17 protein-coding genes and 1 pseudogene are annotated in these 26,978 nt (G+C 71.5%); 5 read left to right on the plus strand and 13 right to left on the minus strand.

What is annotated here, in order from left to right; all coding sequences use genetic code 11:
* Window positions 1-44: 44 nt before the first annotated feature.
* Window positions 45-1,511: a hypothetical protein gene (locus ACZ5XZ_RS15965; protein WP_468978192.1), complete on the minus strand. Its 1,467-nt coding sequence runs from the start codon at window positions 1,509-1,511 to the stop codon at window positions 45-47.
* A 219-nt stretch (window positions 1,512-1,730) separates the two neighbouring features.
* Here ACZ5XZ_RS15965 and ACZ5XZ_RS15970 point away from each other — a divergent pair.
* Window positions 1,731-2,344, plus strand: a pseudogene (locus ACZ5XZ_RS15970) (GNAT family N-acetyltransferase).
* Window positions 2,345-2,561: 217 nt separating this feature from the next.
* Window positions 2,562-4,007, plus strand: coding sequence for a glyceraldehyde-3-phosphate dehydrogenase (locus ACZ5XZ_RS15975; RefSeq protein ID WP_468978194.1), 1,446 nt, complete (start codon window positions 2,562-2,564; stop codon window positions 4,005-4,007).
* Between the two features lie 183 nt (window positions 4,008-4,190).
* On the opposite strand, the gene ACZ5XZ_RS15980 is transcribed toward ACZ5XZ_RS15975, so the two are convergent.
* The 12 genes from ACZ5XZ_RS15980 to ACZ5XZ_RS16035 all read right to left on the minus strand — a co-directional run bounded on the left by ACZ5XZ_RS15980 (window position 4,191) and on the right by ACZ5XZ_RS16035 (window position 24,543).
* Window positions 4,191-6,362 (minus strand): TerD family protein, encoded by a 2,172-nt coding sequence (locus tag ACZ5XZ_RS15980; protein ID WP_468978195.1) that lies wholly within the window; start codon window positions 6,360-6,362, stop codon window positions 4,191-4,193.
* Between the two features lie 331 nt (window positions 6,363-6,693).
* Window positions 6,694-7,842 carry a baeRF2 domain-containing protein gene (locus ACZ5XZ_RS15985; protein WP_468978197.1) on the minus strand — a complete coding sequence of 383 codons (1,149 nt, stop codon included), beginning with the start codon at window positions 7,840-7,842 and terminating at the stop codon, window positions 6,694-6,696.
* A gap of 63 nt (window positions 7,843-7,905) precedes the next feature.
* On the minus strand, window positions 7,906-9,645 hold the full coding sequence (gene polX / locus ACZ5XZ_RS15990) for a DNA polymerase/3'-5' exonuclease PolX (RefSeq protein WP_468978199.1): 1,740 nt from the start codon (window positions 9,643-9,645) through the stop codon (window positions 7,906-7,908).
* A gap of 64 nt (window positions 9,646-9,709) precedes the next feature.
* On the minus strand, window positions 9,710-10,762 hold the full coding sequence (locus ACZ5XZ_RS15995) for a chitinase (RefSeq protein ID WP_468978231.1): 1,053 nt from the start codon (window positions 10,760-10,762) through the stop codon (window positions 9,710-9,712).
* Between the two features lie 225 nt (window positions 10,763-10,987).
* Window positions 10,988-11,284: a putative antibiotic biosynthesis monooxygenase gene (locus tag ACZ5XZ_RS16000; protein WP_468978202.1), complete on the minus strand. Its 297-nt coding sequence runs from the start codon at window positions 11,282-11,284 to the stop codon at window positions 10,988-10,990.
* Window positions 11,285-11,443: 159 nt separating this feature from the next.
* Entirely contained in the window at window positions 11,444-13,036 is a 1,593-nt protein-coding gene (locus tag ACZ5XZ_RS16005) for an ABC transporter substrate-binding protein (protein ID WP_468978204.1), read from the minus strand.
* Window positions 13,037-13,042: 6 nt separating this feature from the next.
* Window positions 13,043-15,091, minus strand: coding sequence for a P-loop NTPase family protein (locus ACZ5XZ_RS16010; RefSeq protein ID WP_468978205.1), 2,049 nt, complete (start codon window positions 15,089-15,091; stop codon window positions 13,043-13,045).
* Between the two features lie 271 nt (window positions 15,092-15,362).
* On the minus strand, window positions 15,363-18,584 hold the full coding sequence (locus ACZ5XZ_RS16015) for an NACHT domain-containing protein (protein ID WP_468978208.1): 3,222 nt from the start codon (window positions 18,582-18,584) through the stop codon (window positions 15,363-15,365).
* 183 nt (window positions 18,585-18,767) lie between these two features.
* Window positions 18,768-21,626, minus strand: coding sequence for a caspase, EACC1-associated type (locus ACZ5XZ_RS16020; RefSeq protein WP_468978209.1), 2,859 nt, complete (start codon window positions 21,624-21,626; stop codon window positions 18,768-18,770).
* Window positions 21,623-22,018, minus strand: a complete 396-nt coding sequence (locus ACZ5XZ_RS16025; RefSeq protein ID WP_468978210.1) for an effector-associated constant component EACC1 — start codon at window positions 22,016-22,018, stop codon at window positions 21,623-21,625. The genes ACZ5XZ_RS16020 and ACZ5XZ_RS16025 overlap by 4 nt, the downstream gene beginning before the upstream one ends.
* Before the next feature lie 90 nt (window positions 22,019-22,108).
* Complete coding sequence (locus tag ACZ5XZ_RS16030; protein ID WP_468978213.1) at window positions 22,109-22,897, minus strand: haloacid dehalogenase type II; 789 nt, start codon at window positions 22,895-22,897, stop codon at window positions 22,109-22,111.
* Between the two features lie 143 nt (window positions 22,898-23,040).
* The gene (locus ACZ5XZ_RS16035) at window positions 23,041-24,543 is read right to left on the minus strand and encodes a PepSY-associated TM helix domain-containing protein (RefSeq protein WP_468978214.1); all 1,503 of its coding nucleotides are present in this window, start codon (window positions 24,541-24,543) and stop codon (window positions 23,041-23,043) included.
* Window positions 24,544-25,000: 457 nt separating this feature from the next.
* Between ACZ5XZ_RS16035 and ACZ5XZ_RS16040 the strand changes: the two genes are divergently transcribed.
* From ACZ5XZ_RS16040 to ACZ5XZ_RS16050, 3 genes are all read left to right on the plus strand, one after another.
* Window positions 25,001-25,366, plus strand: a complete 366-nt coding sequence (locus ACZ5XZ_RS16040; protein WP_468978216.1) for a hypothetical protein — start codon at window positions 25,001-25,003, stop codon at window positions 25,364-25,366.
* A gap of 277 nt (window positions 25,367-25,643) precedes the next feature.
* Window positions 25,644-26,237: a carbonic anhydrase gene (locus ACZ5XZ_RS16045; protein WP_468978218.1), complete on the plus strand. Its 594-nt coding sequence runs from the start codon at window positions 25,644-25,646 to the stop codon at window positions 26,235-26,237.
* On the plus strand, window positions 26,234-26,978 hold a 745-nt coding region (locus ACZ5XZ_RS16050; RefSeq protein WP_468978219.1), incomplete at its 3' end, for a SulP family inorganic anion transporter. The genes ACZ5XZ_RS16045 and ACZ5XZ_RS16050, both read left to right, overlap by 4 nt.

Consider the following 26,978-nt stretch of genomic DNA (forward strand, 5'->3'; position numbering starts at 1 on the left):
GGGTTCGCGGTGGGAAGAGTGGGTGTGCGGGACGGAGGTCCCGGTCAGCGGGCGGTGGCGTGGCGCGGGTGCGAGCGGCGCTCGCGGTGGCGGCGACGGTCCGGGCGGACGCGGCCGGGCCCGGGGCCGATCAGGCCCGCCCTGAACAGCCCGTAGGTGATGCGCCGGAGCGCGGCCGCCTCCAGTTCGTCCCGCAGAGCGCCGTTGCGCAGCACCGCGTCGGGACCCAGCAGGCCCTCGACGACGGCCAGCGCGCCGGCGGTGTCGCCGTGGTCCAGGCGTTCGCGGACCCCGCTGAGGCAGTCCGGCCGACGGTGCGCCTCATCGATGGCCCGTAGGCAGGGAAGCGGAGTGCCGCCCAGTGCGACCAGCAGTTCCTCCTGCCGGATCTCGGCCGGGCCGTGGTCCAGCGGAGCCAGTACGCCGTCGACCAGGCCGATCCGGTGCCGGGCTCCTCGGCACTCCACCAGACGTGGCTGTCCTGCCCGGTCCGGAGGCCGGGGCGCACCGGCCGGCGCATGATGCGGTACGAGTGCCGAGGCGACCAGCGGGTGCAGCCGGTCGACCTCGATCAGACCGGAGCGGAGGAGTTCCAGGTCGGGCAGTATCCAGGCCGCCGCGTCGGGCAGGACCGGCAGCGAGGAGACGTCGCCGCCCGTGGGCGCCGCCGTGCTCCGCAAGGTGGGTGGCCCGACCCCGCCCCGGCCCGCGACCAGCTCCAGGACCAGCCGATGCCGGCCCCCGAGCCGCACCGCGACGGCTCCGGTGGAACGCCCCTCGGCGTGGAGCACGATCCCCGCCTCGGCCGCCCACCGGTCGACCGCGCAGCGGCGCCCCCGAGGCACCGTCCGCAGCAGGTCCAGGTCCAGGTCCAGGTCCAGGTCCACGCCTACGTCTGCGTCTACGTCTGTGCCCTTGCCCCTGCCCCTGCCCCTGCCCGTCTCCGGACGATCGGCCCCGGACCGGATCCGCAACTCCTCGGTCCTGCGCGCATCCCACAGGTGCCGGTGCAGATCGAGACGGAACCGCCGGTTGGGGTGCGGATGCGGATGCGGATGACGGCAGGCGGCGACCGCCCCGGAGCCGGATCCGTCCCACAGGGCGAGGCTGATCCGCTGACCGGCGTCCGCCCAGGCCGGCGGAGTCCGGGCCACGAGGTACACCGGGCAAGTGCCGTTGTCTCTCGGGGAGTTGTACCGGGCCAGTGCGAGGGTCAGCCCCGGGCGCAGCAGCCCGTCAGGAGCGATCCTCGGCATATGCCAGCGCAGCAGATCGGGAGCCAGATGGCGGAGATCGGCCCGGAGTTGGGCCGCGAGTTCCCGACCGTGGACACGCGCCACGGAACGTAGCTGGAGGTCGACATCGATGCCTGCGGCGGCACACGCCCCCGCCCAGTCCCCGGCATGCCGGCGGGCGGTCGCAGTCTCGATCATGGACGGCGGCACGGCGTACTCGCGCACGCGCAGCCAGAAGGAAAGGCGGGAATCCCCGTTCGCGAGATGAGTGAGCATCAGCACTCACCTTGCGCGGACGGGACCCCCAATCTGCCAGGGGAATGAGTAGTCATCGCGTGGATCGTAACGTCCCCTCGCCTCGGCGTGCCAGGGATTTCCGGCCGGGGCGCCACCACCTGGCCCGACGGCGGACACGGCGACGGCCCGGTCCTCACTGCCCTGCCCTGCCGGGGCCCGCTCCCGCCGTCGAAGATCATCGGGTACAGAATGACCCGTATGCCGATAACGAACACGCCGAAGGCGGCGACGATCGACGACGCTCCGCTGATCGGCCCCACCCTGGCCCGCGCCTTCGACGACGACCCGATGATGCGCTGGTTCTTCCCCGACGCCGCCTCGCGCGAGGCGGCGCTGGGCCGCTACTTCACCACGATCTTCACCCGGCAGTACGTCCGCCACGGTGTGTGCGAGCGCACCGAGGCGGCGGCCGCGTTCTGGGTGCCGCCGGAGGCGCAGGCCAAGGCCGTTCCCGATGCGGAGACCATCCAGGAACTCCTGAGCATCCTCGGTGACCGTGCCGGGCTGTTCCGGGACGCTGTCGAGACGGCCGCCCGGCACACGCCCCAGGAGCCGCACTGGTACCTGGCGCTGATCGGTGCCGACCCGGCCGCCCAGGGGCAGGGGCACGGGGCCGCCCTGCTGCGCTCGGGGCTGGCCAAGGCCGACGCGGCGGGTCTGCCCGCCTATCTGGAGTCCTCCAAGCCGTCCAATCCAATCTCCCCTTCTACGAGCACTTCGGCTTCACCGTGAGGGCGGAGCTGAGGCTGCCCGGGGACGGGCCGACGCTGTGGGGGATGTGGCGCCGACCGCGTCGCCCAGCGGACGCATAGGGCCGATAGCTGATTTTCGCCCCTATGCGTCCCTTTTCTTTACTTAAGCGTCAATTGTGGGCGATTGGCAGCTTCCTCTTTATCGGGCAAACCGGCGTATTCCCCGACCGTCCCGACCGCGGAGCCCGGCTCGCGCCATCCCGCCAAGGGGGCGCTGTGAAGAGACCAAAACGGCAGGGCTAGCATATGAGCACCGCCTAGCTCGAAAGATAAGCCTGTGACTGTCAACGACGACTCGTTCACCAACTGGAATACCCGCGAGGAGATCGCGGAGTCGATGATCCCGATCATCGGGAAGCTGCACAGGGAGCGGGACGTCACGGTCCTCCTCCACAGCCGCTCCTTGGTGAACAAGTCGGTGGTCAGCATCCTCAAGACCCACCGGTTCGCCCGGCAGATAGCCGGCGAGGAACTCTCGGTCCTCGAGACCATGCCGTTCCTGCAGGCTCTCACCACGCTCGATCTCGGCCCCTCCCAGATCGACATCGGCATGCTCGCCGCGACGTACAAGACCGACGACCGCGGTCTCACGGTGGAGGAGTTCACCGCCGAGGCCGTCGCCGGAGCCACGGGTGCCAACAAGATCGAGTGCCGCGAGGGGCGCGACGTCGTCCTCTACGGGTTCGGCCGGATCGGCCGCCTCGTCGCCCGTCTGCTGATCGAGAAGGCCGGCTCCGGCAACGGCCTGCGGCTGCGCGCCATCGTCGTCCGCGGCGGCGGCGAGGCGGACCTGGTCAAGCGCGCCTCCCTGCTGCGCCGCGACTCCATCCACGGCCAGTTCCAGGGCACCATCACCGTGGACGAGGCGACCAGCACGATCGTCGCCAACGGCAACGCGATCAAGGTGATCTACGCGAACGACCCGTCCGAGGTCGACTACACCGCGTACGGCATCAAGGACGCCATCCTCATCGACAACACGGGCAAGTGGCGCGACCGCGAGGGCCTGTCCAAGCACCTGCGCCCCGGTATCGACAAGGTCGTCCTGACCGCCCCGGGCAAGGGCGACGTCCCCAACATCGTCCACGGCGTCAACCACGACACGATCAAGCCGGACGAGCAGATCCTGTCCTGCGCCTCCTGCACCACCAACGCGATCGTCCCGCCGCTGAAGGCCATGGACGACGAGTACGGCGTCCTGCGCGGCCACGTCGAGACCGTCCACTCGTTCACCAACGACCAGAACCTGCTGGACAACTACCACAAGGCCGACCGCCGCGGCCGTTCCGCGCCGCTCAACATGGTCATCACCGAGACCGGTGCCGCCTCCGCCGTCGCCAAGGCGCTGCCCGACCTCAAGGCGCCCATCACCGGCAGCTCGATCCGCGTCCCCGTGCCGGACGTCTCGATCGCCATCCTGAGCCTGCGCCTGGGCCGCGAGACCACCCGCGAAGAGGTCCTCGAATACCTCCGCGACGTCTCGCTGCACTCGCCGCTCAAGCGCCAGATCGACTTCACCACCGCACCCGACGCCGTCTCCATGGACTTCGTCGGCTCCCGCCACGCCTCGATCGTCGACGCCGGCGCCACCAAGGTGGACGCCGACAACGCGATCCTCTACCTGTGGTACGACAACGAGTTCGGCTACTCCTGCCAGGTCATCCGGGTCGTGCAGCACGTCTCCGGGGTCGAGTACCCGACCTACCCGGCGCCGGTGGTCTGACCGCGCCCTGGGCGGACCGTGTCGGCATGACAAAGGCCTCCGGCCACTTCCTGAGGGAGGTGGCCGGAGGCCTTTGTGCGCCGGACGCGGCGCGAAGTCGGTGGCGAGGAAAGCGAAAGGACTACGTCAGAGAGGTAGGAGAAGGAAGCCCTCTCATGGCCTCGCCGCGATCAACGCTACCAGTCAGTCGGGGATCAGGTCGCGTAGATTTTCCGGGGTGAGGATCCGGGAGCCGGCGGGCAGACCGTCGGGCCGCTCCAGCCCGATGTAGGTGACGGGACCGTCCGGGACCGTCCTGCCGTCCCACAGCGTCACGGTCGTGGTGTCGCCGGCCATCAGGTCGGTGAGGTACCGGACCGTGAGGTGCTCGCGCTCGACGATGCCGCGCAGCAGTGCCGCGACCGACACCCGGTTCCCTTCGACCCGGTTGGCCGCCGGATGGCCCTTGAGGTACAGGTGCAGCCACTTGGCGCGCCACCGGCCGTCCTCCCCGCGCAGGAACGCCAGCGGCAGCGCGACCCGCCCCGGGCCGCGCAGTTCGGACTTCATCCGCACGGTGCGCGGCTCGAACGGGCGGCCGTGCTGATCGGCGTCGCGCAGCATGAAGCCGAAGAACGACTCGTCGACCTCTTCGAAGCCCTCCCCCGAGAAGATGTTGACCTGCGGGACGATGAAGGTGCCCCGCACGGCCCCCAGGCGCAGATTGATGAACTCCGAGGCCCCGTCCGGCGCATCGGTGATGTCGCCGGAGTGCTCGCCTTCGACTTCGGTGAGGGCGGTGTAGGACAGCCAGGAGACCGTCGCGTAGTCGGCGTCGAGCATCAGCGCCGACAGGTCGTAGTCCGTGGTGCGGCGGCTCTGCTTCCAGTGGACGAAGAAGCGCAGCAGTTCGCCGTCGACCGGGGAGAGCGAACCGCGGGGCAGCACGCCGAGACCGGCCGCGGTCGCTTTGCCGCTGAGGGGGAGGGCGACGTCGAGGACGTCGGGGTCGATCAGCAGATGGCCGGGGGACGGCAGACGGCGGCGTATCTCGGCGTCGAGCGCGTCGATCAGGCGCTTGCGCTCCGGGGGCAGTACGGGAGGGCGTTCGTCGGAGGTGACCCAGGCCCGGCCCAGGCGGTTGACGAAGACGCGGCGTTCGCCGGTCTCCCCGGCACGGTGGTGGAGGTGTTCGCGGACCGACAGCACGACCCGGCCCGCGACCATGGGCGCGACCTGCTCCGCGGCCGCCACCACCGCATCGCGCTCGGCCTGGGTGGGAGCCGTCCGCAGCAGGCGGTCCAGCGAGCGGAACAGCCTGCCGGGGGCGGCCTTCAGCAGCTCGGCCGCGCCCGTGACGTCGCGCATGCCGAGCAGCTCCTCCACTCGGCTGTCGAAGGAACGGGCCTTCTTCTCGCCCCGGGCGACGGCGAAGACCTCGGCGGCGTGCGGCCAGCGCGGGTACTCGTGCGGATGGAGGCGCTCGCCGAGGCGCTTCCATGCCTCGCGATGCACGCCGACGTCGGAGAGCTTGGCGGGGGCCGCGGCGACGACGGAGTCGAGGCCGGCGAGCAGCGCGCGGCGGACCGGACGCGACAGCGCTCGGAACCGCGTGGGTTCCTGGAGGGTCACGTCGCCGTCCGACAATTCGCAGGCCAGGCGGAGTACATCGGTGACGGTGTCCAGCAGGAGGTCCGCGCCGGCGTCGAGCCGGGCGCGGTTGACAACGGCGCGGTTCTCCCGGATCGGGATCGCCGCGGGCTGGGGACCGTGCACGCGGTGCTCGGCCAGGGTCCGCAGATCGCGCAGGTCGTCGTCGCCCAGGGGCGTGGTGGATCCGGCCAGGGCCAGATACAGCGCACCGATCTCGTCGTCCGGGTCGCCGCCCAGATGCAGGACCGTGACGCGGTCGCCCGCCGCGGCGATCAGCTCGTCGTGGGCGGCGAGCATCTCGGCATAGGTGTGGCGGTAGTTGCCGTAGGACGGCAGGGTGAGCAGGTCCAGCACACCGCTCTGAAGCTGGGCGAGCGTGCCGGGGCGCGCCGCGTCGTCGGCGAGCGCCTCGGATATGCACCGCATCCAGAAGTCGAACGTGTCGGGCACGTTGGCCGGGAAGTCGATGAAGTAGACGTTGTGCTGGACGTGGTCGCCGACCATCTGGCGCACGGTGCGCAGCGTGCGCACCGCGGTGTCGACGACGGTGCCCTCGGACAGTCCCGACAGGTGCTCCAGCAGGTCCGCCGAGAGTTTGAAGCCCACGGACATCAGCACGGCGTCGAACTGCCGTGCTGCGACGCCTCCTTCCCCGGCGGGTCCGGTGGGGGAGGGGAGACGGAGGGTGTGCCGGATGACCAGCGGTTCGAGACTGTCGTCCATTGCGGCATGATCCCATTACCGCGCGAGACCGCGCATGCGGGTTTTCCGGTGGGGAACGCGCTGGTGAAGGACGAGGCGGCCGGCCCCGAGGAGACCTTCCGCCGGCTGCTGCGCCTCTCTCTGCAGACCCTCGGCGAACAGTCCGCCTTGCACGGCTGTTCCTGGTCGAGGTCTACGCCGCCGGGCCCGAGGCGATGGCCCGCCGCATGGCGTGGCAGCGGCGGTTCGCGGACGCCATCGCCGAGATCTTCCACGCCGGGTCAACTCGCGGGGCCGGCGGGCGCCGTAGCCCTCACGTCCCCCCCCGTACCCCCCGGTAGACCCCGTGGGCTCACGTGCTCCAGCGCAGTACCGCGCCGAGGCCGCCCGCGGGGCCCGCGGTGCCCTCGGGGACGAGCAGTACCTCGGCGTCGGCCGCCGCGGCGGAGCGCAGCAGGGCGTCGTCCGCACGTGCCCGCTCGGGCTTGCTGACGCCCATGGCCTGCGCCTGACCGCGCTGGACGGCGACCTGGTCGGCGCCGGGCCCGATCCAGACGTCGCGGCCCGCGTCGGACGCGTCCTGCCCGAGGAGCAGCGTGTGCACCTGATGGCTGCGGGCCGCGTCCACGACGGCCGGTACGCCTTCCGCCGCATCCCCGGGGTTGCTGTCAGCGCCGCGCACACCGTGCTCGCCGGGGCGGCCGCGTCCGGCGCGGAAGCGGCCGAGCGCCTCTTCGAGGCGGGCCTGCGCGTACGCGGCGCGGGCCTGCGCGATCTGGCGGTCCAGGACGCTCTTGGAGGCGCCCGCCGACCTGCTGCCGCTCTCGGCCTCGACGGTCGCGGCCCGGATCGGCTCGGGCAGCCGGTTGTACACGGCCCTGCGCTCGCGGGAGTCGCCGGTCAGGACCAGCAGCTGTGCGCCGGTCCCCGGCCACTGCCGGGCGAGCTCGGCCGCGATGATGTCGGCGGTCTCGTTCCAGCTGTTCTCGACCTTGTTCCGGTAGTGCCACTCGTACCGGTCCGAGGGCATGCTGCGGTGCCCCCGGCCCCGCCACTCCCTGCCCTGCGCCGTGGCCAGGGCCCGGCTGCGCTGGGAGTCGCGCAGCTCCAGATCGGCGCCGGTGCGGTCGATGTACGCGACCAGGCACGCCGGCTCCTCGCCGATCAGCCCGGGAAGCGGGGCGATGTGCGGCAGCAGGGACCAGGTCGCCTCGATGCGCATCGGGGTCACGCTGAGTGGGATGTCGAGTACGACCTCGGCGCCCGCGGCGAAGACGGCCCGGCCGGGAGGGGCTCCGGAGGCCGGTTCGTGGGCGAGCCGGTCCATCACGGCCCGGCAGGTGTACGGGTCGGCGCCCGCGTCGATGAGCTGCGAGGCCACGGCGCGCTCGCGGAGCTTCTGCTGCCGTGGCGCGTCCTCGGTCGCGCGGGTGGTGTCGATGTACACGGAGGCCCAGGGGCCCAGACGGTCGAAGAGCGGCTTGAGAAAACCGAGTTCCATGATCTTCCCCCGGATCGGGGACGGTGTGTACTACCAGACTAGGGCCTGACCCATCGGACAGGCCTAGGACGATGTGACCGCGGAGCCTCCTTTGCGGAGGAATCTGCGCAGCCGGGCCAGGGGCCAGGTGTTGATCACGTCGTCCGCGGTCAGCCAGCCCCGCTGTGCCATGCCCACGCCGTAGCGCAGGTACTCCAGGTGCAGTGGTGCGTGCGCGTCGGTGTTGACGGCGAACTTCACGCCGTACCGCTTGGCGCGCAGGATGTGCTCGTCGGACAGGTCGAGCCGGTCGGGGTGGGCGTTGATCTCCAGCGCCGTCCCGGTGCGTGCGCAGGCGGCGAACACCGCGTCGAGGTCCATGTCCAGGCCCGGGCGCCGGGCGATGATCCGCGTGGTCGGGTGCCCGATGATGTTGACCTCGGGGTTCTCGCAGGCCGCCACGAGCCGGCGGGTCAGGGCGTCGCGCCCCTGTTGGAAGTACGCGTGGACGGAGGCCACGCAGAGGTCGAAGCCCCGCAGGAACTCCTGCGGCCAGTCCACCGTGCCGTCCGGGCCGATGTTGAGTTCGGTGCCGTGCAGCAGGCGCATCTTCCGGTGCCTGCCGTCGAGTTCGCGCACCCGCTCGCGCTGGGCCAGCGCCTTGTCGTCGGTCATCCGCTGCATGGCCAGGTCCGGGGCGTGGTCGGTGATCGCGTAGTAGCGCAGGCCCCGCCGGGCGGCGGCTTCCACCATCTCCTCCAGCGGGGCCAGGCCATCGGTGAGGTCGGTGTGGGTGTGCAGGTCGCCCCTGATGTCCGCCTCCGTGACCACGTCCGGCAGCTCGCCGCGCAGCCCCGCGGCGACCTCGCCGCGGTCCTCCCGCAGCGTCGGCGGGATCCAGGGCAGACCGAGCCGGGCGTAGACCTCCTCCTCGGTCTGCGAGACGATCTTCTTTCCGCTCTTGGCGTGGAACAGGCCGTACTCCGAGAGCTTGAGCTTGTGGTGCACGGCCCGCTCGCGGGTGCGGATGTTGTGCGCCTTGGAGCCGGTGAAGTACTGCAGCCCCGCACCCCAGGAGTCCGGCGGCACGACCCGCAGATCGATCTGCAGCCCCTTCGTGGTGCGCACGGAGGTCTTCTTCGTGCCCTGGGCGATCACCTCGGCCGTGCCCGGCAGCCGGGTGAAGGCGTCCATGAAGGGGGCGGAGCGGGCCGCCGCCACGAGGATGTCCACATCGCCGATCGTCTCCCGCATACGGCGCAGCGACCCGGCGTAAGCGCAGTTCTCGCAGCCGGGCAGGGCGGACAGCTCGGCCACGATCTCCTCGGCGACGTCCATGGCGGCGTTGATCGGCACCCGGTCGCCCGCGGCCCGCATCAGGTCGATGCCGTGCAGGATGTTCTCCTCGGTCTTGGGGCCGAACCCCTTGAGGTCGCGCAGCCGCTCCTCGTGGAGGGCGTCGAGGAGTTCGGGCACCGAGGAGATGTGCAGGTCCTGGTAGAGCGTCATGGCCTTGCGCGGGCCGAGGGTGGGGATGGCCATCAGCTGCCGCACGCCCGCGGGGACCTTCGCCCGGACGTCCTCCACGGCCGGCATGCTCCCGGTCCGCAGATACCCGATCACCTTGTCGGCGATGGACCTGCCGACGTTCGGGATCTCCCGCAGGCCTTCGGCGTCGAGCTTCGAGACGTCGGCGTGGTGGCTGCCGATGGCGCGTGCGGCCTTCTCGTAGGCGCGGGCCTTGAACGCGTCTCCGCCGGTGATCAGGACGAGGTCCGCGTACTCCTGGAGCAGCGCCTCGACCTCCTCGTTGCGCCGGACCACAGGGCCATTTTAGTGCGGTGGCGTTCCTCGGGCCTCTCCTGGCGGCGCCGGCGACCGCCCGGTGTCAGCGGCCCTGCGCGGCTTTGACGTTGTCGCCGAACGTCCAGCTCTTCGACCCGTCCCAGTTGAGCGACCAGGTCATCAGGCCCTTCAGACCGTTGTCGTAGCTGTTCCAGGCCTGTGTCACCAGGTGCGGTGGCATATGACCGCCGCCCGCGCCCGGTTGCGCGGGCAGGCCGGGGACCTGCTTGTCGTAGGGGACCCGGATGGTGGTGCCCTGGACGGTCAGGCCCTTGTCGAGGCAGTCCGTCTGCGCGGTGAACCCCGCAAGGGTGCCGGCGGAGTACGAGTCGCCCCGGCACCCGTACATGCTGCCGTTGTAGTACTGCATGTTGAGCCACCAGAGCCGGCCGTTGTCCGCGTACTTCTTGACGAGGGGCAGGTAGGCGCCCCAGATCGATCCGTAGGTCACGCTGCCGCCGGTGACGTAGGCCGTCTCGGGCGCCATCGTCAGACCGAAGTTCGGGGGCATCCGGTCCAGTACGCCGTCGATGATGCGGATGAGGTTGGCCTGCGAGGCCGACAACCGGCGGATGTCGCCGCTGCCGGTGAGGCCGGTCTCGATGTCGATGTCGATGCCGTCGAAGTGGTACTTCTGCAGAATCGGCACGAGCGTCTCGACGAACCGGTCGGCGACGCCGGTGGAGTTGAGGTCGATGCCGGCCGACGCTCCGCCGATGGACATCAGGACCGTGAGGCCGTCGCCCTTGGCCTGGCACATCTCCGCCGGTGTCGGCACCTTCACGGTCGCTTCCATCCCGTCCTCCCACAGGACCGTGCCGTCCGCGCGGATGACCGGGAACGCCGTGTTGAGGACGTTGTATCCGTGATCGCGGATACGGGTGTCGGTGATCGGAGTCCAGCCGAAGGGCGGATGGACGCCGTTCGCGGCGCCGTCCCAGTTCTCCCAGTACCCCTGGAGGACCTTGCCCGAGGGTCTCGCTCTGACCGCGCAGGAGTCGTCGTCCCGGGGTGCGCCCGGTGCCGCGGAGACCAGCATCGGTACGACGCAGGCCATGGCCAGGCCGGCCCTCAGCAGACGCGCTGTCCGACCGATCACGCGGTGCTCCCTTCGGATATGACGGGGCGTCACCGAAGGCCGGGTGCGGTGTGGCGGGGAAGTCCGCGGGGTGTCCGGGTTTCTCCGGGCGGTGGCGACGTGGCACAACGTAAGTTGGTCCATACCTGTCGTCAAGAGGTATGGACCAACTGGAAATCGGTCGCGGCGGGGCGGCTCGGCCGCGTACGGGCGCCATCACAGGGCGGCGCCGCCCGGGAGCTGTCAGTGAACGGGGACGGTGAGCTCGCCGCCCCGGTAGAAGCCCTCCCGTTCCTCTTCCACGAAGGGCGCCATGGCCGCGCGGCGGCGCTGCTCCTCGTCGGAGGCGCGCCAGGCGTCGCAGGCCTCCTTGGAGTCCCAGAACGAGACGCCGGTGATCTCGTGTCCGTCCTCGGACCAGTACGCGTAGGCGCGGCGCAGCGCTCTCGGGTACGGATGCGGGCGCCAGGCCCGCTCGAAGTCCTCCAACGTGCCCGGCTTGATGCGGCGCGTAGTCACCCAGACGAAGTGCTCCTCCATGGTCGCCTCCCGGTGAACGCTGTGGCGGCGTGATCTGCCGTCGCCCCTGGTGGGGCGCTCTCACCCCACCGTAGGTCGGCCGCGCCGGTTCCGCCTACGGTCACCCGCCGCGCCGCGGCGCTCCGCCCGCGCGCGTACCGGGGCGGGCCGGCGCCGGCCTCAGAAGGCGGGGCAGGTGTCCTTGGCGCCGTCGCGGTAGGTGCGGTAGAGGGGGAGCGGGCTCTGGTTGCCGGGCCGGGCGGGCGCCGGATACTCCACGACGGGTACCGGCTTGCACACCGCCCACTGGTCGTTCTTGCCCGGGCCCTCGAAACCGTAGGTGCCCGCGGCGCCGACCAGACAGGAGCTGCAGCTGTCACCGGCGATGCTCGGAATGACCAGGGTGTTGTAGACGTCGTCCTTCGAGGGGATGCGGAGCGCCTCCGGGGTCTGCTTCCCGCCCTCGTTGATCTCGCTGAAGGTGCGGTCCACGGCGTCGGCGAGCAGGGTGAAGGCGTCGTGGTACATCACGGCGTAGCCGTCGTCGAGCGGCTTGGCACCGAGCTCGTACTCCTTGTCGAGCTCCTCGAAGCGGTCGAGGAAGCGGCCGAGCGCCTTCGCGGGCTTGTCCTTCCCGCCCCACCACGCCGGATCGACGGAGGACGCGTCGACGATCGTGGCCTGCGCCTCGTTCAGCCACCGCGTGGGCGCGTCCGCGGTGAGCGTGGGCTCCAGGCCGATGCCGACCTTCAGCACGCGCAGCTTCGTGGTGCGCCCGCAGCCGCCCTCCTGTGCCAGGCGCTCGACGAAGGCGGGCAGGTCCTGGTCGCGTCCGGCGAAGAAGACGGTGTCGGACTTCTCGCTGCAGATCTTCTGCACCGCGTCGGTGAACCGCTGGGGGATGCCCTTGTCGGTACCGGACGAGCCGGTGAAGTTCGAATGGTGGTTGGACAGGTCGTACCCCGCGCCGAAGTACTTGTCGAAGACGGCGCGCAGGTTCTTGGAGTAGACGTCCTCCTCGCGGTTGTCCCAGACCAGGAACCCCTTGTGCTTGCCCGGCTTGGTGTCCAGGTAGAGCGCGAGGGCGCGGGCGAACTGGTCGTTGTTCGGCGAGGTCTTGAAGAAGTACCGGGAGTTCATGTTGGCCGCGGTGATCACCGGGCCGACGGTGGGGATGCGGTGCTCGCTGAGTGCGGCGATCGTCCTGCGGGTCTGCGGTGTGCTGCTCGGTATGCCGGTCACACCGACCAGCGGCGCCCGGGTGTCCTTGGTCAGCTCGGCGAGCCGCTGGACGACGGGCTGCCACGCGTCGAGGTTCCGGCCGTCGGGGGCGAGCAGCAGCTGGTAGTGCGGTCCGGCGAAGCGGTTGGCCTGCCGCTGCGCGGCCAGCGCACCGGCAAGTCCGCGACGGATCATGTCCGTGGTCATCGCGCTATGGTCGTCCGCGGTGAAGGGCATCATCAGCGCGATCCGCACGTACGGGATCTTGGGGCCGCTCGGCGGGTTCTCCCAGTCCTGCCGCACTCGGGCGTTCTCGTCCGCCACCGCCTCGATGAGACCGGCGATGCCCGGGTCCGCTTCGAAGGCGCCCGCGGTGACGCCCACGCAGTCTCCGCCGATGTCCTGCAGATCGCCTCCGCACCGCCCCGGACCCCGCACGAGGCGGACGACGGAGAAGATCACGAGGGCGGTCAGCACGCCGAGTCCGAAGGCGGCCAGCCACTCGATGGGCCCCCACTCACGGGGATGACGTCGGAACAGACGGACCAGCATGCTTCCTCACTGACCGGGGAGAGGGAAGGGGCGCCTCTTCCGTGCCGCCGCAGGCCAGCTGCGGGCGGCCTGGCCGAGGACGGCGTGCCAGGACGGGTGCCGCGGCGAGAGGTACGCCAGCTCCTCGCCGACCGCCTTGCACATATCGGGGTCCGGCTCCGCATACGGCTCGGACACATGCCACAGGGCGTGCAGCAGCCGGTTGACGCAGCGCTCGACCTCGTGCAGGTCCGCGTACCGGGCGTCGTGCGCGCCCAGCGCGACCTGCATGCGCACATCGGTCCACTCCCCGGCGGGCGGTGTGGGGGCGGTGGCGGCGTACTGCAGACACCGCAGCCAGTGCGCGGCGCCCTGCTCGTCCTGCTCCGACTGGAACTCCTCGGCCAGGGTGGCCACCACCGTCTCGGCGTTCCCGGCCGCGAGCGTGTGCCGCAGCGCGTCCGCCTCCCCGCTCTCACCGCGCTGGGCGTGGTGCATCCGCAGAAAGCGGTGGATCTCCTGCCAGCCACGGCCGTCGTCGGCCCCCCGCGAGGTGCGGCGCGCCTCGTGCACCAGCAGCGTCTGCAGCAGGGCGTCGCCGACCAGCGGCCGGTCCGCCGGGGTGAACTGCTGCCACTGCTGCTCTTCGAGGTAGTCGGTGGCGGAGTTGGCGGGCAGCTGATCGGGGCCCTGCAGCCGCAGATGGCCGGCCAGCGCCTCCGCGGCCGTGCTGTCGCGGGCGAGCGAGAGCAGGGTCAGCCGGTCGCGCTGGCGCCGGTTGGGCAGGAGGCGTTCCAGGAGCGCTTCGGTGACGGGGCGGCCGTCCGGCGCGGTCAACTCCAGCAGGTCGCGCGGTGCCACGTCGACGCCCCGCTCCGTCGCGTCCAGCACCGCCGCACACAGCACCGTGGCCGCCGCGGGGTGCCCGCCGGTCAGGGAGTGCACGGCGGTGGCCAGATACGGGTGCAGCGGCCGGGCCGGCCGGTCCGGAACCAGCAGGGGCAGGATGTCGTCGCGGTTCAGCGGGGTGAGGGGCACGGCGAGCAGCCCGGCGGACGGGGCGAGGCCCCTGCGCTCCCAGCCGGAGGACTTCACCAGGTCGGGCAGGGCGCGGCGGACCGCCGCGGGCGCGTTCTCCGGTATGCCGCCGAGCCGGGTGGCCACGACGACCAGCTCCTCGCGCTCGGCGCGGGCGGGCCCCGCCCGGTGCTCCAGGAGCAGTTCGAGGAAGTCCTGCCCCGCGGCGCAGTGCGCGTCGTCCAGCAGGATGAGCGGCCAGGGCTCGCGGTTCCACCGCTGCAGCCTGCCGTACGAGGCGGAGACGTCGCGCAGGAAGGCGGCCATCAGGCTCTGCTCGGCCGCGTGCCGGTAGTCGCCGCCCTGCTGGAACCACTCCCCGAGGAGCACCAGCGGATCCTGGCCCTCCGCCCCCGGCGGAAACCGCCGCCGGTACCACTCCACGGCCGCGGCCGGACGGTACCGGTCGGCGTACTCCGCCACCACGGCGGCGGTGACCGCGCCCCGGCTCCCCGCCGCGTCGGCCGCCCCCTCGAGCCGGCCCTCGACGGCGGTGGCCCAGGCCTGCCGCAGGGCGTTCTCGTTCCCGGTGGTGAGGCGGCAGGCGAGCAGCAGCCGGGCGTAGCGCAGGCACGCCGCGTCCCGCTGCTCGCCGTTGCCGTGCCGCCAGCCGGAGACCGCGAACAGCCCGGGCAGCAGCACGGGGAAGCGCCGGCGCAGCGCCGGCGCGAGCCCGCACACCAGCTCGGTCAGGATCTCCACACACGTCGAGGCGACGGCCGTGCCGTCGGCCTGGACGGGCCGGATCGCGTCGGATTCCGCCGCCACCGCCTGGACGTGGGCGACGGGCAGCCGGCCGGCGTAGCGCGCCGCGAGTTCCTCAAGGACGGCGCTGCGCCCCATGCCGTGGTGCCCCGTCAGCAGCACCACGGGCAGATCGCCCGCATGCTCCCGGGCCGTCCGGGACCTCTCGTCGTAGGCCAGGCCCGTGAGCCGGGGGATGAGCGAGCGCAGCAGCGGGTCCCGGCCATAGAGCGGTGACCCTTCCCATATGCGCATCTGGCTGCGTCCTGCCTCCGTCGTCCGTGGCTGCCCGGCAGCCGCAACCTCGGAGGCGGGCGGCACCGTTCCCCCGAGAAATTCAGCCGCTTGAGACACCCGTATCAACCACGCCTGGAGTCATAGAACTTACAGGCGCCGCAAACCGCCCGCCAGGCGAACGCCACACTGTGTCACCTGGTTGTGACCGCTGGAACCGGTGGCGTACGCGGGGCGCGAGCAGTGGCACGCCCGGCGTCAGGGGGCGCATCGACGGCGCATCGCCGGCGCGTCAGGGGTGCGGATAGATCTCGAGCTCGACGCTCTCCGCAAGCGCGTCCGCCCCACGGACCTCTCCCGGGTAGGCGAGCCGGACCCGGCGCAGCCGGCGCAGCCCGGCCAGCGAGGCCAGATCGAGCTCCGCGACCTGCGACAGATGGATCTCCTCAAGCCCCGGAAGGCGCAGCGCGATCCGCCGCAGCGGTACCGCCGAACCGGCCCTGGCCCGCACGTCCAGGTGGGTGACCTGGGGGATCTGGGTGCGCGGAGCGAACAGCAGCATGCTCAGCTGCGGCGGGGAGAGGGTCAGCTTGCGCAGATTCGGCAACTCGCCGATGAGCGAGCCCCATTCGTCCGGCGTCAGACGCTCGCTGGCGTCCTGGAGCCGCAGCTCCTCAAGCCCCCGGCAGGCCACGATGCCCGCCATCTGGGCGGCGGCCGGCGGCAGCGACAGCAGGCGCAGCTCGGCGGCGCGCGGCAGGTCGGGCAGCCCGCGCCAGGGCACCTCCGGCCCCACCAGGAGCCCCTCCAGCCGCGGGCAGTCCGCCAGTTCCAGCAGTGGCTCGAACTGTGGCAGGTCCCGCAGTTCCAGCCGCTGCAGGCGCGGCAGCCGGGTCAGCGGCTCGGGGTCCTTGACGTTGCGGCACCCCTGCAGAACGAGCGTTTCGAGCCCGGGGTAGGCGGAGAGCAGATCGAGATCCTCCAGCTGCAGGGTGTTGCGCAGCCGCAGCTCGCGCAGCCGGCGCGGGTCGAGCGCGGAGCGGATCTCCTCGGGGCTGAAGTCGCCGTGCAGACCCACGCGCTGATACCCCGACATGGTGCGCAGGGCGTCCAGCTCGGCACGCGAGCGTACGGTGACGGCCTCCTCGGGGGCGGCTTCGAGCAGGGGGCGCACGATCTCCTCGGCGTACACGTCCGTGTCGAACCGGTCCCAGTGGCCCAGGAGTTGAGCGCGCACGGCGGGCTGGTCGGTGCCCAGGAACTCCCGGAGCCTGGGAATGGCGGCGTCCCCGCCGATCTGGCATATCGCGTGGACGGTGGCCAGCTCCTCGTCGCCCGTCAGATCCCCCGCCCGGGGCAGCAGGCCCAGCAGCAGCGGACCGGTACGCGCCAGCGACCTGGCCTCACGCAGGCTGCGCGGCGGCACCATCCGCGCGGCCCGGTCCTCGATGGCCTGGCGCACGGTCGGCTCGAGGCGGGTGGCCTGCTCCAGCGATGCCAGCGCGAGGAGCCGCAGCCTCGCCTGCACCGCGGCGTCCTTCTCCCGGTCCCCGCGCTCCCGCAGGCGCGTCAGCAGGTCGGCGCGCTCTTGGTGACGGGCCTGTGCGACGGCCATCTGCACCACGTCCTCCCACTGGTCCAAGTGTGCGTTGTTCACCAGCATGCCCATATCGCGCTCCTCCAGCACGGCCTTGGCGCCCAGAAAGTCCTGGAAGGTCCGATGGATGAAGTCCACGGCGCCGGAGGCGGGTTCGCGCAGCAGACCGGACCGCTCCAGGAGGTGCTGCAGGGCCTCCTCGGCCGTCCCGACCTCGGCCAGGCGGGGCACGGAGGGCTGCAGCCGCCGCACCACGTCCACCGCGTCCGGCCAGTCCAGCTGCGTCCGCTCGTTGCGGATCAGCCAGTACGCGAGTTTCTGCAGCGGTTCCGTGGCGGCCTTCTCGTCCAGCTCCGGCCTACGGCTGCGGCCGTACACCTCGCGCTCCAGGTCGCGGCGCTCCAGGAGCATGGAGAGCGCCGCCTCGTAGAGGGAGGCGCGGCCCTGGGGCAGAAAGCCGCGGCGCTCGCGGTGCAGGGCGCAGATCAGGCCGCACATCAGCGGGTTGGTCGCCAGCCGGCTCAGCTCGGGGCTGCTGCGCAGCGACAGCGTGAGCGTCTCACCGAGCTCGTGCGACGCCCCGGCCGCCGTGTGCCAGCGCCGGATGAACTGCTTCATGTCGGCGGGCCGCATCGCGGTGAGCGTGAACTCCTCGAAGCCCTCGCGCCCGAGCCAGCCCCGCTCCAGGGCGGACGGGCGGGAGGTGAGCAGCCACAGATTGCCGGGGAAGACGGCGAGCAGCTTCCTGATCCACGCCCGGGCGCGGGTCCGGTCGTCCTTCGGGATCTCGTCGGCCCCGTCGATCAGCAGCACACCGCGGCCGTGCTGGAGAACCCGCGCCGCCCACCCCTCGGGCTGGGTGCCCACCAGCGGACAGCCGATCCAGCGCAGGAAGTCCTCGGGCATCGGCAGTTCGGCGTCCTTGCGCGCCAGGGTGCGTAACGGCAGCACGAACGGGACGCGTCCGAGCAGCTGCGACAGGCCGCCGGGCACCCGGTCCTGCTGCGCCGTGGTGATCGCCAGCCACTGCACCAGGGTCGTCTTGCCGGTCCCCGCCACCCCGCGCAGCAGCGCCCGCTCATGGCTGGCGAACACCGCGTCGGCCGGGCCCGCGGCCCGTTCGGCCTCCACGTCCCGGTCGGTGCCCGGCCCGCCGTTCGCGACCGGAATCGGGTCGGCTCCGCCGCGGTACGGCATGGCCTCCAGGCTCAGATAGGCCGTCTCCAACGGCCAGTCCTGGCCGTCCGGTTCGCGCAGATCGACGCCGTAGATCGTCAGCCGGCCGTGGCACTCGACGATATAGCGCGCGTACTCCTCCTCGAACTCCGTGTCCTGCCGGCTGATGTCCGGCAGCCGCCGCAGAATCCGGTCCAGCTTCTCGCTCTGCTCGCGGAGCTCGCGGCTCTGCTCGATCTGGGCGCGGGCCGCGAAGCCCGGCTGCTGGCTGAAGAAGCGCACCAGATGGACGCAGGCCGTCTCCAGCAGCCGGTCGTGGAAGCGGGCGGCGTCGTCGCTGAGGAGCCGGCGGGTGCTGGGGCCCGCGACCCTGGACAGCTCCGCGGCCAGCCGTTCGGGGCCGAGGGCGAAGGCCTGCACATCGTCCAGGTCGAGGTCGCCGAGGGCGTGCAGGGTGCGGGTCAGCGCCTGCCCGACCGCGTCGTGCTCGTCGGCGCCGACCGGCGGATCGTGCGGCCCGGCGGCCCGCACGGCGCGGCGGACCAGCTCGCGGGCGATCTTGTGCAGATCGTCCTCGGTGAGGGTGCGGTGCTCCTTGGCGAAGGACACCAGCCGCCGGATCGGGATCGGACGTTCGCCGAACTCCGCCCCCGGCGCTTTCGCGGGCGGCAGCAGCAGCCGCTTGAGCAGGGGTACGACCACCGCCGACGCGATCCGCAGCCCCACCGTGCCGCCGTCCACAGCAGCCCCTCCCTCACCAGCGCCGCATGCCCGTACCGGGCCCGCGGTCCCCCCGATGCCTGTTCACCTTATCCGCGGAGGCCCGTCTCACGTCAGGGCGCGCGGCCCCCGCGCCGCGCGCCAGCGCCGCCGCACCTGTACTACGCCGACCGCGTCGGACCTGGTTCCCCAAGGCCCGCAAGACTACGGTTCCTTGACGCCGAGTCGGGCGAAGTCGTACCCGCCGTAGACGTCGGAGGTGTAGACGTTGGTCAGCCGGGGGCTCCGCCAGGTGACGTTCCTTTCGTAGACGAGCGGCAGGTAGTAGGCGCCCTCGCCGACCCTCTGGTTGACCTCCGCGTACAACGGGGCGGTCGATTCCGGCCGGGTGGCGGCGACCGCCGCGTCGAGGGTTTTGTCGATGAACGGGTCATCGACCTCGGAGACGTTGTAGTTGTTGCTCTGCATGAGGAATCTGCTGTCGACCAGCGGCTGCCAGAACGCCTGCCCGGTCGGGAAGTCGGCGCCCCAGCTCCCCAGGACGATGCCGTAGCCGTGCTTCCGCACGGCCGCCGGCGAACCGGCCCTCTCCATCTTCTGTGCTCCGTCGAGCTGATCGATCCGGGTCCTGATACCCGCCTTCTTCAGTGCTTGCTGGAGGACATTGGCGGCGGCCAATTCCTCCGGCATGTCACTGCGCGCCAACAAACGCGTGGTGAACCCGTTCGCACGGCCGCATGCCTTCAGTTCCTTCTTGGCCCTGTTCACATCCGGCCTGCCGCCGTTCTTGCGCACCCCGTATGGGTCGTACGAGAGGTCCGAGCCGGCGAGTTGCGGCGGCAGCATGGTCGGTGCGATATCGCTGCCCGTGGCACCCCCGAACGCGGTATGCAGCGCCTTGTGGTCGACCGCGTAGATGACGGCCATGCGGCAGTGCCGGTCGTCCATCGGTTCGACCGACCGCGGAAAGGCCGCGTAGCGGACCAAGCCGGTGAGGGGGGTGTCGAGATTGTTCTTGTGGGTGGCGTCCTGCAGCGCCTGGGCCCGGGCGCGCGGGCCGAGCCCCGCGCCGCCGAGAGCCAGATCGTGCCCACCGGCCAGCAGATCGGCGTCCAGGGCATCCGCAGAATGGAAGAAGTCCACCGTGATTCTGTCCGGCAGCGCCGAGCGGACGGGATCGGAGGAATTCTGCCAGTGCGGGTTGCGGACCAGCTCCAGCGATTTTGCCGGTGCGTAGGAACGGAATTTGTACGGCCCACTGGAGAACGGGGCGTTGCCGTATTTGGCCACGGTGTCTTTTGCCCGTTTCACCGGTGAGGCGGCGGTCATGGCCAGCAGCTGCTCGAAATCGCTGTTCGGCTTGGGCAATTGGAAGACGATGGTGTGGGGAGAGGGCGTCTGGATCGCGTCGAGGCCCAGCTTGTCGCGCGAGGTGTCCTTGTAGGGACCCTGGTAGGTGCGGTCGGGGTCGAGCGCCTGCTGGAGGTAGAGCGGGCCCCCGGAGACGACGTCCTGGGACCAGAGCCGTTCGATGCCGTACTTGATGTCCTTGGACGTGAGCGCGGAGCCGTCCTCCCAGGTCAGGCCCTTGCGCAGGGTGTAGGTGTAGGTCTTGCCGCCATGGGAGACCTTGGCTCTGTCGGTGGCCAGATCCGGTGTGAGTGCGGTGCCCTTGGAGCCCGGTTCGGGTGCGTAGGTCACCAGCTGGCGGGTGTAGTAGCGGGCGAAGTTCCATACGGAGCCGTAGTAACTGCGCTGCGGGTCCCAGGAGTCGGGTTCCACCCCGGCGAACTTGAGTGTTCCCCCGGTCGCCCTCGATGCGTTGACGACTCCCTTGGTCGCGGCGTTGAACGTGGCACCGGAGCTGCTGCTCTCGTCGGACCGGTCCGGCAGCAAGCTGAGGACGGCCGGGATACCCGCGGCCAGCAGCACCGCCAGCGCCGCCGCCAGCCCGATCTTGAGCCGCGGTCGGCCGGTTGCCTTGGGAAGGGCGGACGAGGGCGTGGCGGCGGGAACCTGCCGCGTATCGCTCCTACCGGGTGGCGCGGGACGGTCGACGACCGGCGCGCGGCGGTCGGGCCGCGGTGCCCCGGCGGGTGCGTCGTCCGATTTCGTGGTGGCAGGCTCGGTCGGTGCCAGAGCCGGTGCCGGTGCCGGTGCCAGAGCCGGTGCCGGTGCTGGAGTCGGAACCGGTGCCGATGCCGGAGTCGAAGGGGTCGAAGGGGCCGAAGGGGACAGCGAGGGAGAAGGGCCCGGAGCCGGTGAGGGGGAAAGAGACGGTGACGGCGCCGAGTCCGTCTCCAGGACCGGGTCCTTGCGGAGATGGACCCGATTGCGGGCCAGCACGATCGACCCGCCCCTGTTGCGGTTGCGTTGCTGCGGCAGGGGCCTGGCCTTGGCCGCCAGGTTGGTGTGCAGATGCCGGAACAGGGTGTCCATGTCCAGCAGGGGCGGGCCGTCGGGGATGCCCTCGGACAGGGCGGTGATCAATTCGCCGGTGAAGGCGGTGAACTCCTCACCAGAAGGGGACAGTGCCGCACGGGTCCCCGCGGTGGCCGTCATCAGGCAGGTGCCCTCGATCAGCGCGCGATCGGCGACCTGATCGGTGCCGCTCATCCCGCCCAGCAGCGCCCGGCCGCTGTAGCAGCAGTCCAGGATCACCACCTTGCGCCGGGCCCTGACCCGCGGATCGAGAATCGCCCGGCGCACCCACTCGTACGGCAGCGCACGGTACATGCGCTTCTGGTCCGAAGTGGGCAGCGCCAGATACAGCTCGTCGCTGTACGGGTCGGTGAGCCCGTGGCCCGCGTAGTAGACGATCAGGGTGTCGGTGGTCTGCAGGGCGACGCTGTGGAGCGTGTCGAGCACCGCCAGGGCGCTCTCCGGCTGGGGCAGCACGCGGCAGTGCGCGTCCGGCAGCCCCCACAGCGCTTCATCGGTGAACGCCCGCTTGAGCCCGGCCAGATTGCGTTCGACGGCGGGCAGGACCGGCAGACTCGCGTACGCATGGACGCCGATGAGCAGCGCCCGCGAGGCGGCGGGGTCGGGTAACGCGTCCGTCACCGCTGGGCGTCCGTCCCGGCCTCGCTCACCGGTGTCCGCGGCTCTCCCAGGGCGTCGACGATGCGGCGTACGGCCTCCGGGGAGCCGTCCTCGACGGTGACGGTGACCCCGTCGCGTTCGATGCGTACGGCGGGTGCCGTGGGGCGGCTGGACCGCCACGTGGCGCAGGCCACCGCCAGGCTGCCGAGGGCGATGCCGTGGGTGAGCACCGCGTTGATCACCTCGAACGCGCCGCCCATTTCACCGGCCCCAGGCCGCCCCGGGTCCAGTGAGATCTCGGCCTGGTCCGCCACATCCGGATCCTGGGCCAGCCAGCGGTACAAGGACGTCAGGGACGCCGTCGAGGAGTCCGCCTCCTCGTCGTCCCCGTCCACGATGATGTCGACCCGCACCTTGTGTTCCTCCCCAGGGCATGCCGCCCGCATGGGACCCCCAACAGGAGTGCCAATGCTAGCCACTTGCCGCGGGGCACGGAGCTGATGTCATGAGACTGGTGTGCCGACTGTGCCGGTGCCGGTGCCGGTGCCGGTGCCTGTGCGGTGCGCGGGCGGGTGCGGTTCCGCGCCGGCCCCCGCCAGCTTGCGGGCGAGGTCGATCACGTCGTCGGCGACGAGGTCGACTCCGGCGGGCGGACGGGTCGGCTCGGCGTCCGGTCCCCACTCCAGCGGGCGCGGGATGTAGGCGGTGCGGAGCCCGGCCTTGGCCGCCGCTTCGAGGTCGTCGGGGTGGCAGGCCACCATCAGGAGCCGTCCCGGCTCCACTTGGAGCAGCTCGGCGGCCATGAGGTACACCTGCGGGTCGGGCTTGTAGGACGTGGCCAGCTCGGCCGACAGGATGCAGTCGAAGCGGAGCCCGGCCTGTTTGGTGAGGCGGGCGAGCAGGCCGACGCCTCCGTTGGACAGGGTCGCGGTGAGCACGCGGGTCTCGTGGAGCAGCTCCAGGCCGGGTGCGGCGTCCGGCCAGGGACGCAGCCGGTGCCAGGCCCGTACGAGCTGGTGCCGCTCGGTGTCGCCGAGGGCGGTGAGCCCGTGTTCGGCCACCACCTCGTCGAGCATGAGCCGGTGCAGCTCGTCCAGCGGTCGCCAGGGCAGCTCTCCGTTCAAGAACCTGTGCAGGACCGGGCGGTAGCGGCGCCGCCAGGCGTCGGTGACGGCGGGCCAGTCCGCCTGCAGACCGGCCCGGCCGCCGATCGTGGCCAGCGCGTCGGTCACGCTGGAACGCCAGTCGGTCATCGTCCCGAAAACATCGAACACGGCGGCATCGACGTCCATGAGACCCTCCCCCTCGGCTTGTCGTCGCACCGTCTCCTGGTGCCTTGTCGATCATGCCGCAACGTACGGGGGAGGGGCGCCCGCGGTGGCGTGAAAGGCTCGTCCGGCGTCCGAGGCCTCCGGCAACTGCCCCTGGTAGGACGCTACTTGGTGGTTGACGCTACGCGGCGGCGGCGCGTGACCTGGCCGAGGACGATGTCCACGGCCAGGAACGCGACGAGCGAAGCGCCGAGCAGCGGCACCGCCCAGCCCACCACCCCCGCGACCAGCACGAGCGGCAACAGCAGGGGCAGCGGGATCTGACGCCACGCGCCGCGCGGGACCGGACGTCCGAAGGCCAGGGCGCGCTCGCGGGTGGGGCGGCGCTGCCACCACATCCGGTAGCCCCAGAGGATCAGGAAGATCACGGCGAGCGCCAGCGCCGCGAGAGCGGCCTGGTTGGCGAGCCCGAACAGGGTGCCGGTGTGCAGGTCGATGCCGTAGCGGGTGAGCTTGGCCAGAACGGGGTAGTCGGCGAACCGCGAGACGTCGGTGACCTGCCCGGTGGCCGGGTCCACGGCGACGGCGTCCTGCTTCTCGGGCCAGCTGCGCTGGACCTGCTTGACGACGTAGGCGGTGCCCTGGTCCGCCGGCGGGACGATCTCGACCGGGTCGGACAGCCCCTTGGCGCGGGCCGCCTTCAGCACCTCGTCGACGCCCACGTGGACAGCCGCGGCCCCGCCCGGCTTGCCGCGTTGTTTCCCGTCCGTCCCGGGCATGCCGGGCATCCCCGCCATCCCTCCGGAGGCGCCGTGGTGGGCGTGCTCCCCGGCCACCTCCGTCGAGACGGTCGGGGTCGCCTGCCCAAGGGACCGGCGGAGCTCGTCGATGTTCGCCCCGGCGTACGTGGACCAGGTCAGACCGGTCGCGGAGAGGAAGAACAGGCCGGCCGCCGCCCATGTCCCGACCGCGCCGTGCCAGGACAGCGACCTGCGGCGCCCGGTGGCGGCGCGGTCCGGCAGGGCGAGGGTCCGCAGCCGGCGGTGCGTCCGCTTGCGGCCGATCCACAGCGCGAGCCCGCCTCCGGCGACCACCCACAGCCAGCTGGCGGACAGTTCGCTGTAGAGCCGGCCGTTCTCGCCCAGGTGCAGATTGCGGTGGAGGTCGTCGAGCCAGGTACGCAGCGGCAGCGCGCCCGTGGCGCCGTACGTCTCCAACGCCCCCCGGACGTCTCCCGTGTACGGGTCGACGAAGACGGACAGCTGGTGGTCGTCGGGTACGCCCGGCACGCCGGACAGCAGGACGCGGGTGGTGGCCCCCGGCTGCGGTGCCGGGCGTACGGCGGCGATCCTGCCCTGGGGATGGGCCTCGCGGGCCTCGGCGACCTGCCGCGACAGCGGTAGCTCGCTCGTACCGACCGGGACCGTCAACTCGTGTGCGTAGACCAGCTTCTCCGCCTGGAACGAGCCGGCGTACAGCAGCCCGGTGACCGCGGAGACGAGGAGGAAGGGCGCGATGAGGACACCGGCGTAGAAGTGCAGGCGCAGTACCAGTGGACGAAGGGCGGCCCACCCGGCCCGCCGTGCCGTCGTCGGTTGCTCACCGGGGTCGGCGGGGTCCGGGGTCTCGCCGGCGGTGCTCGGCGCGAGAGGTTGTTCGGTGGTCACGTGGGCCTCCCGATGCGGCGATGGTCGAGAAGGTGCGGTGGCTCAGCCCGCTGCCGTGCCGCACAGGGAGTCGGACGCGGGGAGGACCGAGTTCCCGCGGCAATGTGCGATCTGAGTCACATGTTGGGGGCAAATAGAAATGACATCCATTATCAAGCAGGGTAGGGTGGGGCACCCGGATCGAGACAAGGAGGGGGAGCCGTGCCGCTGGCGATGTTGCATGTGCGAAAGACGGCCCATGCGTTCGTGGCCCTGATCTCACGGGCCGGGGAGTAGGGGAGAGGGGCGAACTGGTCGGGTGCGCGGGCGCCCTGGACGGCCTTGAGTTCACAGCGAGTTAACCCGCCGCCTACACCGGTCCCCTTAAACTCATGAACGGACACTGGCCGAGTAAGGCCGTCAGCACGCACACCTTCCGACCCGTTGTACAGCCCGACTCTCTGTGAGGAGCCGAGTAGTGACACGAGCCAGAACGGTCCAGGCTCTCCTGGGAATGCTGGCCGCTGCCCTGCTGGTCCTCCAGCTGTTCGCTCATGGGGCCCGCGGAACGGAGGCCCACGCGGCCGAACCCGCCGGCACCGGTGGACACTCCGTGTCCTGCGATCACCCTCCAGTGCCGGAAGAGGCGTCCGGACACCACTGGACCACGCGTAACCGTCAGGAACCCGAGGGCGTGCCCACGCCGTCGGCGGTATCCGACGTGCCGTCACCCGTCGCCGTCCCCGCCGTCGCCGCTCCGGATGTCTCCGGCGCCGTGCGCCACGGCGACACCGAAGCATCGGGTGACAGATCTCCCGCCGCGCTCCAGGTCTTCCGCTGCTGATCGGAACGTAGCGCGAGCCACGGTCCGCGAGCGCGTCGCGCCGGTCCCGTACACGCTTTCCGTACGCGGTTCAGACGCGGGTTCAGGTGCACGTCCGGGCGGACACCCCGCCGGGCGGCGACTGTGGGGGTCTTCCCCGTTTTCCGGCGCGTGCCGGCACCTCCCGCCGGGCGCGCGCTCGCTCCGTACACCTTCACCTCTTTCACGATCCGCGTCACACCGACGCGGTCTCCCGTCACACCGACGCGCCCCAGGGCGCTCAGGAGGCACCTCTTACATGAAGCACCTCATCGACCATGCCCGCTCCTTCCCCCAACTGGCCGCACAGCGGCCCGAGGAGTGGAGCCGCCTCGCCGAAGGGCAGTCGCCGCACGCCCTGTTCATCACCTGCTCGGACTCCCGGGTCATTCCGTCCCTGATCACCGGAGCGCGCCCCGGAGAGCTCTTCGAGCTGCGCACGGCGGGCAACATCGTGCCCCGGCACGGCGGGTCGCGCCCCGCCGGCGAGGCGGCCACCATCGAGTACGCGGTGGAGGTTCTCGGCGTCGCCGACATCATCGTGTGCGGCCACTCGCACTGCGGTGCGGTGGGCGCGATGCTGCGCGGCGAGGACCTGACGGCGGTGCCCGCGGTCCGCGACTGGCTCGGACACGCGACACCGCTGCCGGACGGTACGGACGCGACCACCCCCGACATCGCGGCGGCGGTGCAGTCCCACGTCCTGGACCAGCTCGACCGCCTGCGCGGCTACCCGTGCGTGGCCGCGCGGCTGGCCGACGGACGGCTGGGCCTGCAGGGCTGGTTCTACGAGATCCACACCGGTGCCGTGCTGGCCCACCAGCCCCACGCCGACGCCTTCCGCGCGCTGTGAGCGCGCCCGACCGGCAGCGGACGGCCCGGTTCGGCCTCCGTGGGAAGTCCGGTTCCTTCGATCTGCGGCGCGACTTCGCCGCCTCCCTCGTCGTCTTCCTCGTCGCCCTGCCGCTGTGCGTGGGCGTGGCCGTCGCCTCCGGCGTGCCGGCCGAACTCGGCCTGGTCACCGGCATCGTCGGCGGACTGCTCACCGGCCTGCTGCCGGGCAGCTCGCTGCAGGTCTCCGGCCCGGCCGCCGGACTGACGGTCCTGGTCTACGAAGCCGTGCAGGAGTACGGAGTCGCGGCGCTCGGCGCGCTGGTGCTCGCCGCGGGCCTGCTCCAGCTGCTCATGGGCGCGCTGCGGCTCGGGCGCTGGTTCCGGGCCATCTCCGTGGCCGTCGTCGAGGGCATGCTCGCCGGGATCGGGCTGGTCCTGATCGCCGGTCAGCTGTACGCCATGGCCGACACCAAGGCCCCGTCCAGCGGTATCGACAAGATCACCGGGCTGCCCGGAATGCTCGTCGCCACCGTGGGTTCCGACACCGCGCTGACGGCCTTCGGGCTGGGCGCGGGCACGATCGCGGTCCTCGTGCTGTGGAAGAAGCTGCCGAAGGCCGTGCAGGTCGTGCCCGCGCCGCTGGGGGGGGGGGGGGGGGGGGGGGCCGGCCCTGGTGCCCTTTCCCCGCCCTCTGTGGAAGGTGAAGTGCAAGGGCCGTCGGGGGGTGTTCCGCCGCCAGGAACGGGGGGAATCCGAATAG

It is taken from the genome of Streptomyces sp. NPDC033270 (assembly GCF_055576575.1).

Coding starts and splice junctions, on each gene's coding strand:
- ACZ5XZ_RS15965 (WP_468978192.1), bottom strand. CDS start 1,511: ATGCTCACTCATCTCGCGAACGGGGATTCCCGCCTTTCCTTCTGGCTG.
- ACZ5XZ_RS15980 (WP_468978195.1), bottom strand. CDS start 6,362: ATGGACGACAGTCTCGAACCGCTGGTCATCCGGCACACCCTCCGTCTC.
- ACZ5XZ_RS15985 (WP_468978197.1), bottom strand. CDS start 7,842: ATGGAACTCGGTTTTCTCAAGCCGCTCTTCGACCGTCTGGGCCCCTGG.
- ACZ5XZ_RS16000 (WP_468978202.1), bottom strand. CDS start 11,284: ATGGAGGAGCACTTCGTCTGGGTGACTACGCGCCGCATCAAGCCGGGC.
- ACZ5XZ_RS16005 (WP_468978204.1), bottom strand. CDS start 13,036: ATGCTGGTCCGTCTGTTCCGACGTCATCCCCGTGAGTGGGGGCCCATC.
- ACZ5XZ_RS16010 (WP_468978205.1), bottom strand. CDS start 15,091: ATGCGCATATGGGAAGGGTCACCGCTCTATGGCCGGGACCCGCTGCTG.
- ACZ5XZ_RS16030 (WP_468978213.1), bottom strand. CDS start 22,897: ATGGACGTCGATGCCGCCGTGTTCGATGTTTTCGGGACGATGACCGAC.
- ACZ5XZ_RS16045 (WP_468978218.1), top strand. CDS start 25,644: ATGAAGCACCTCATCGACCATGCCCGCTCCTTCCCCCAACTGGCCGCA.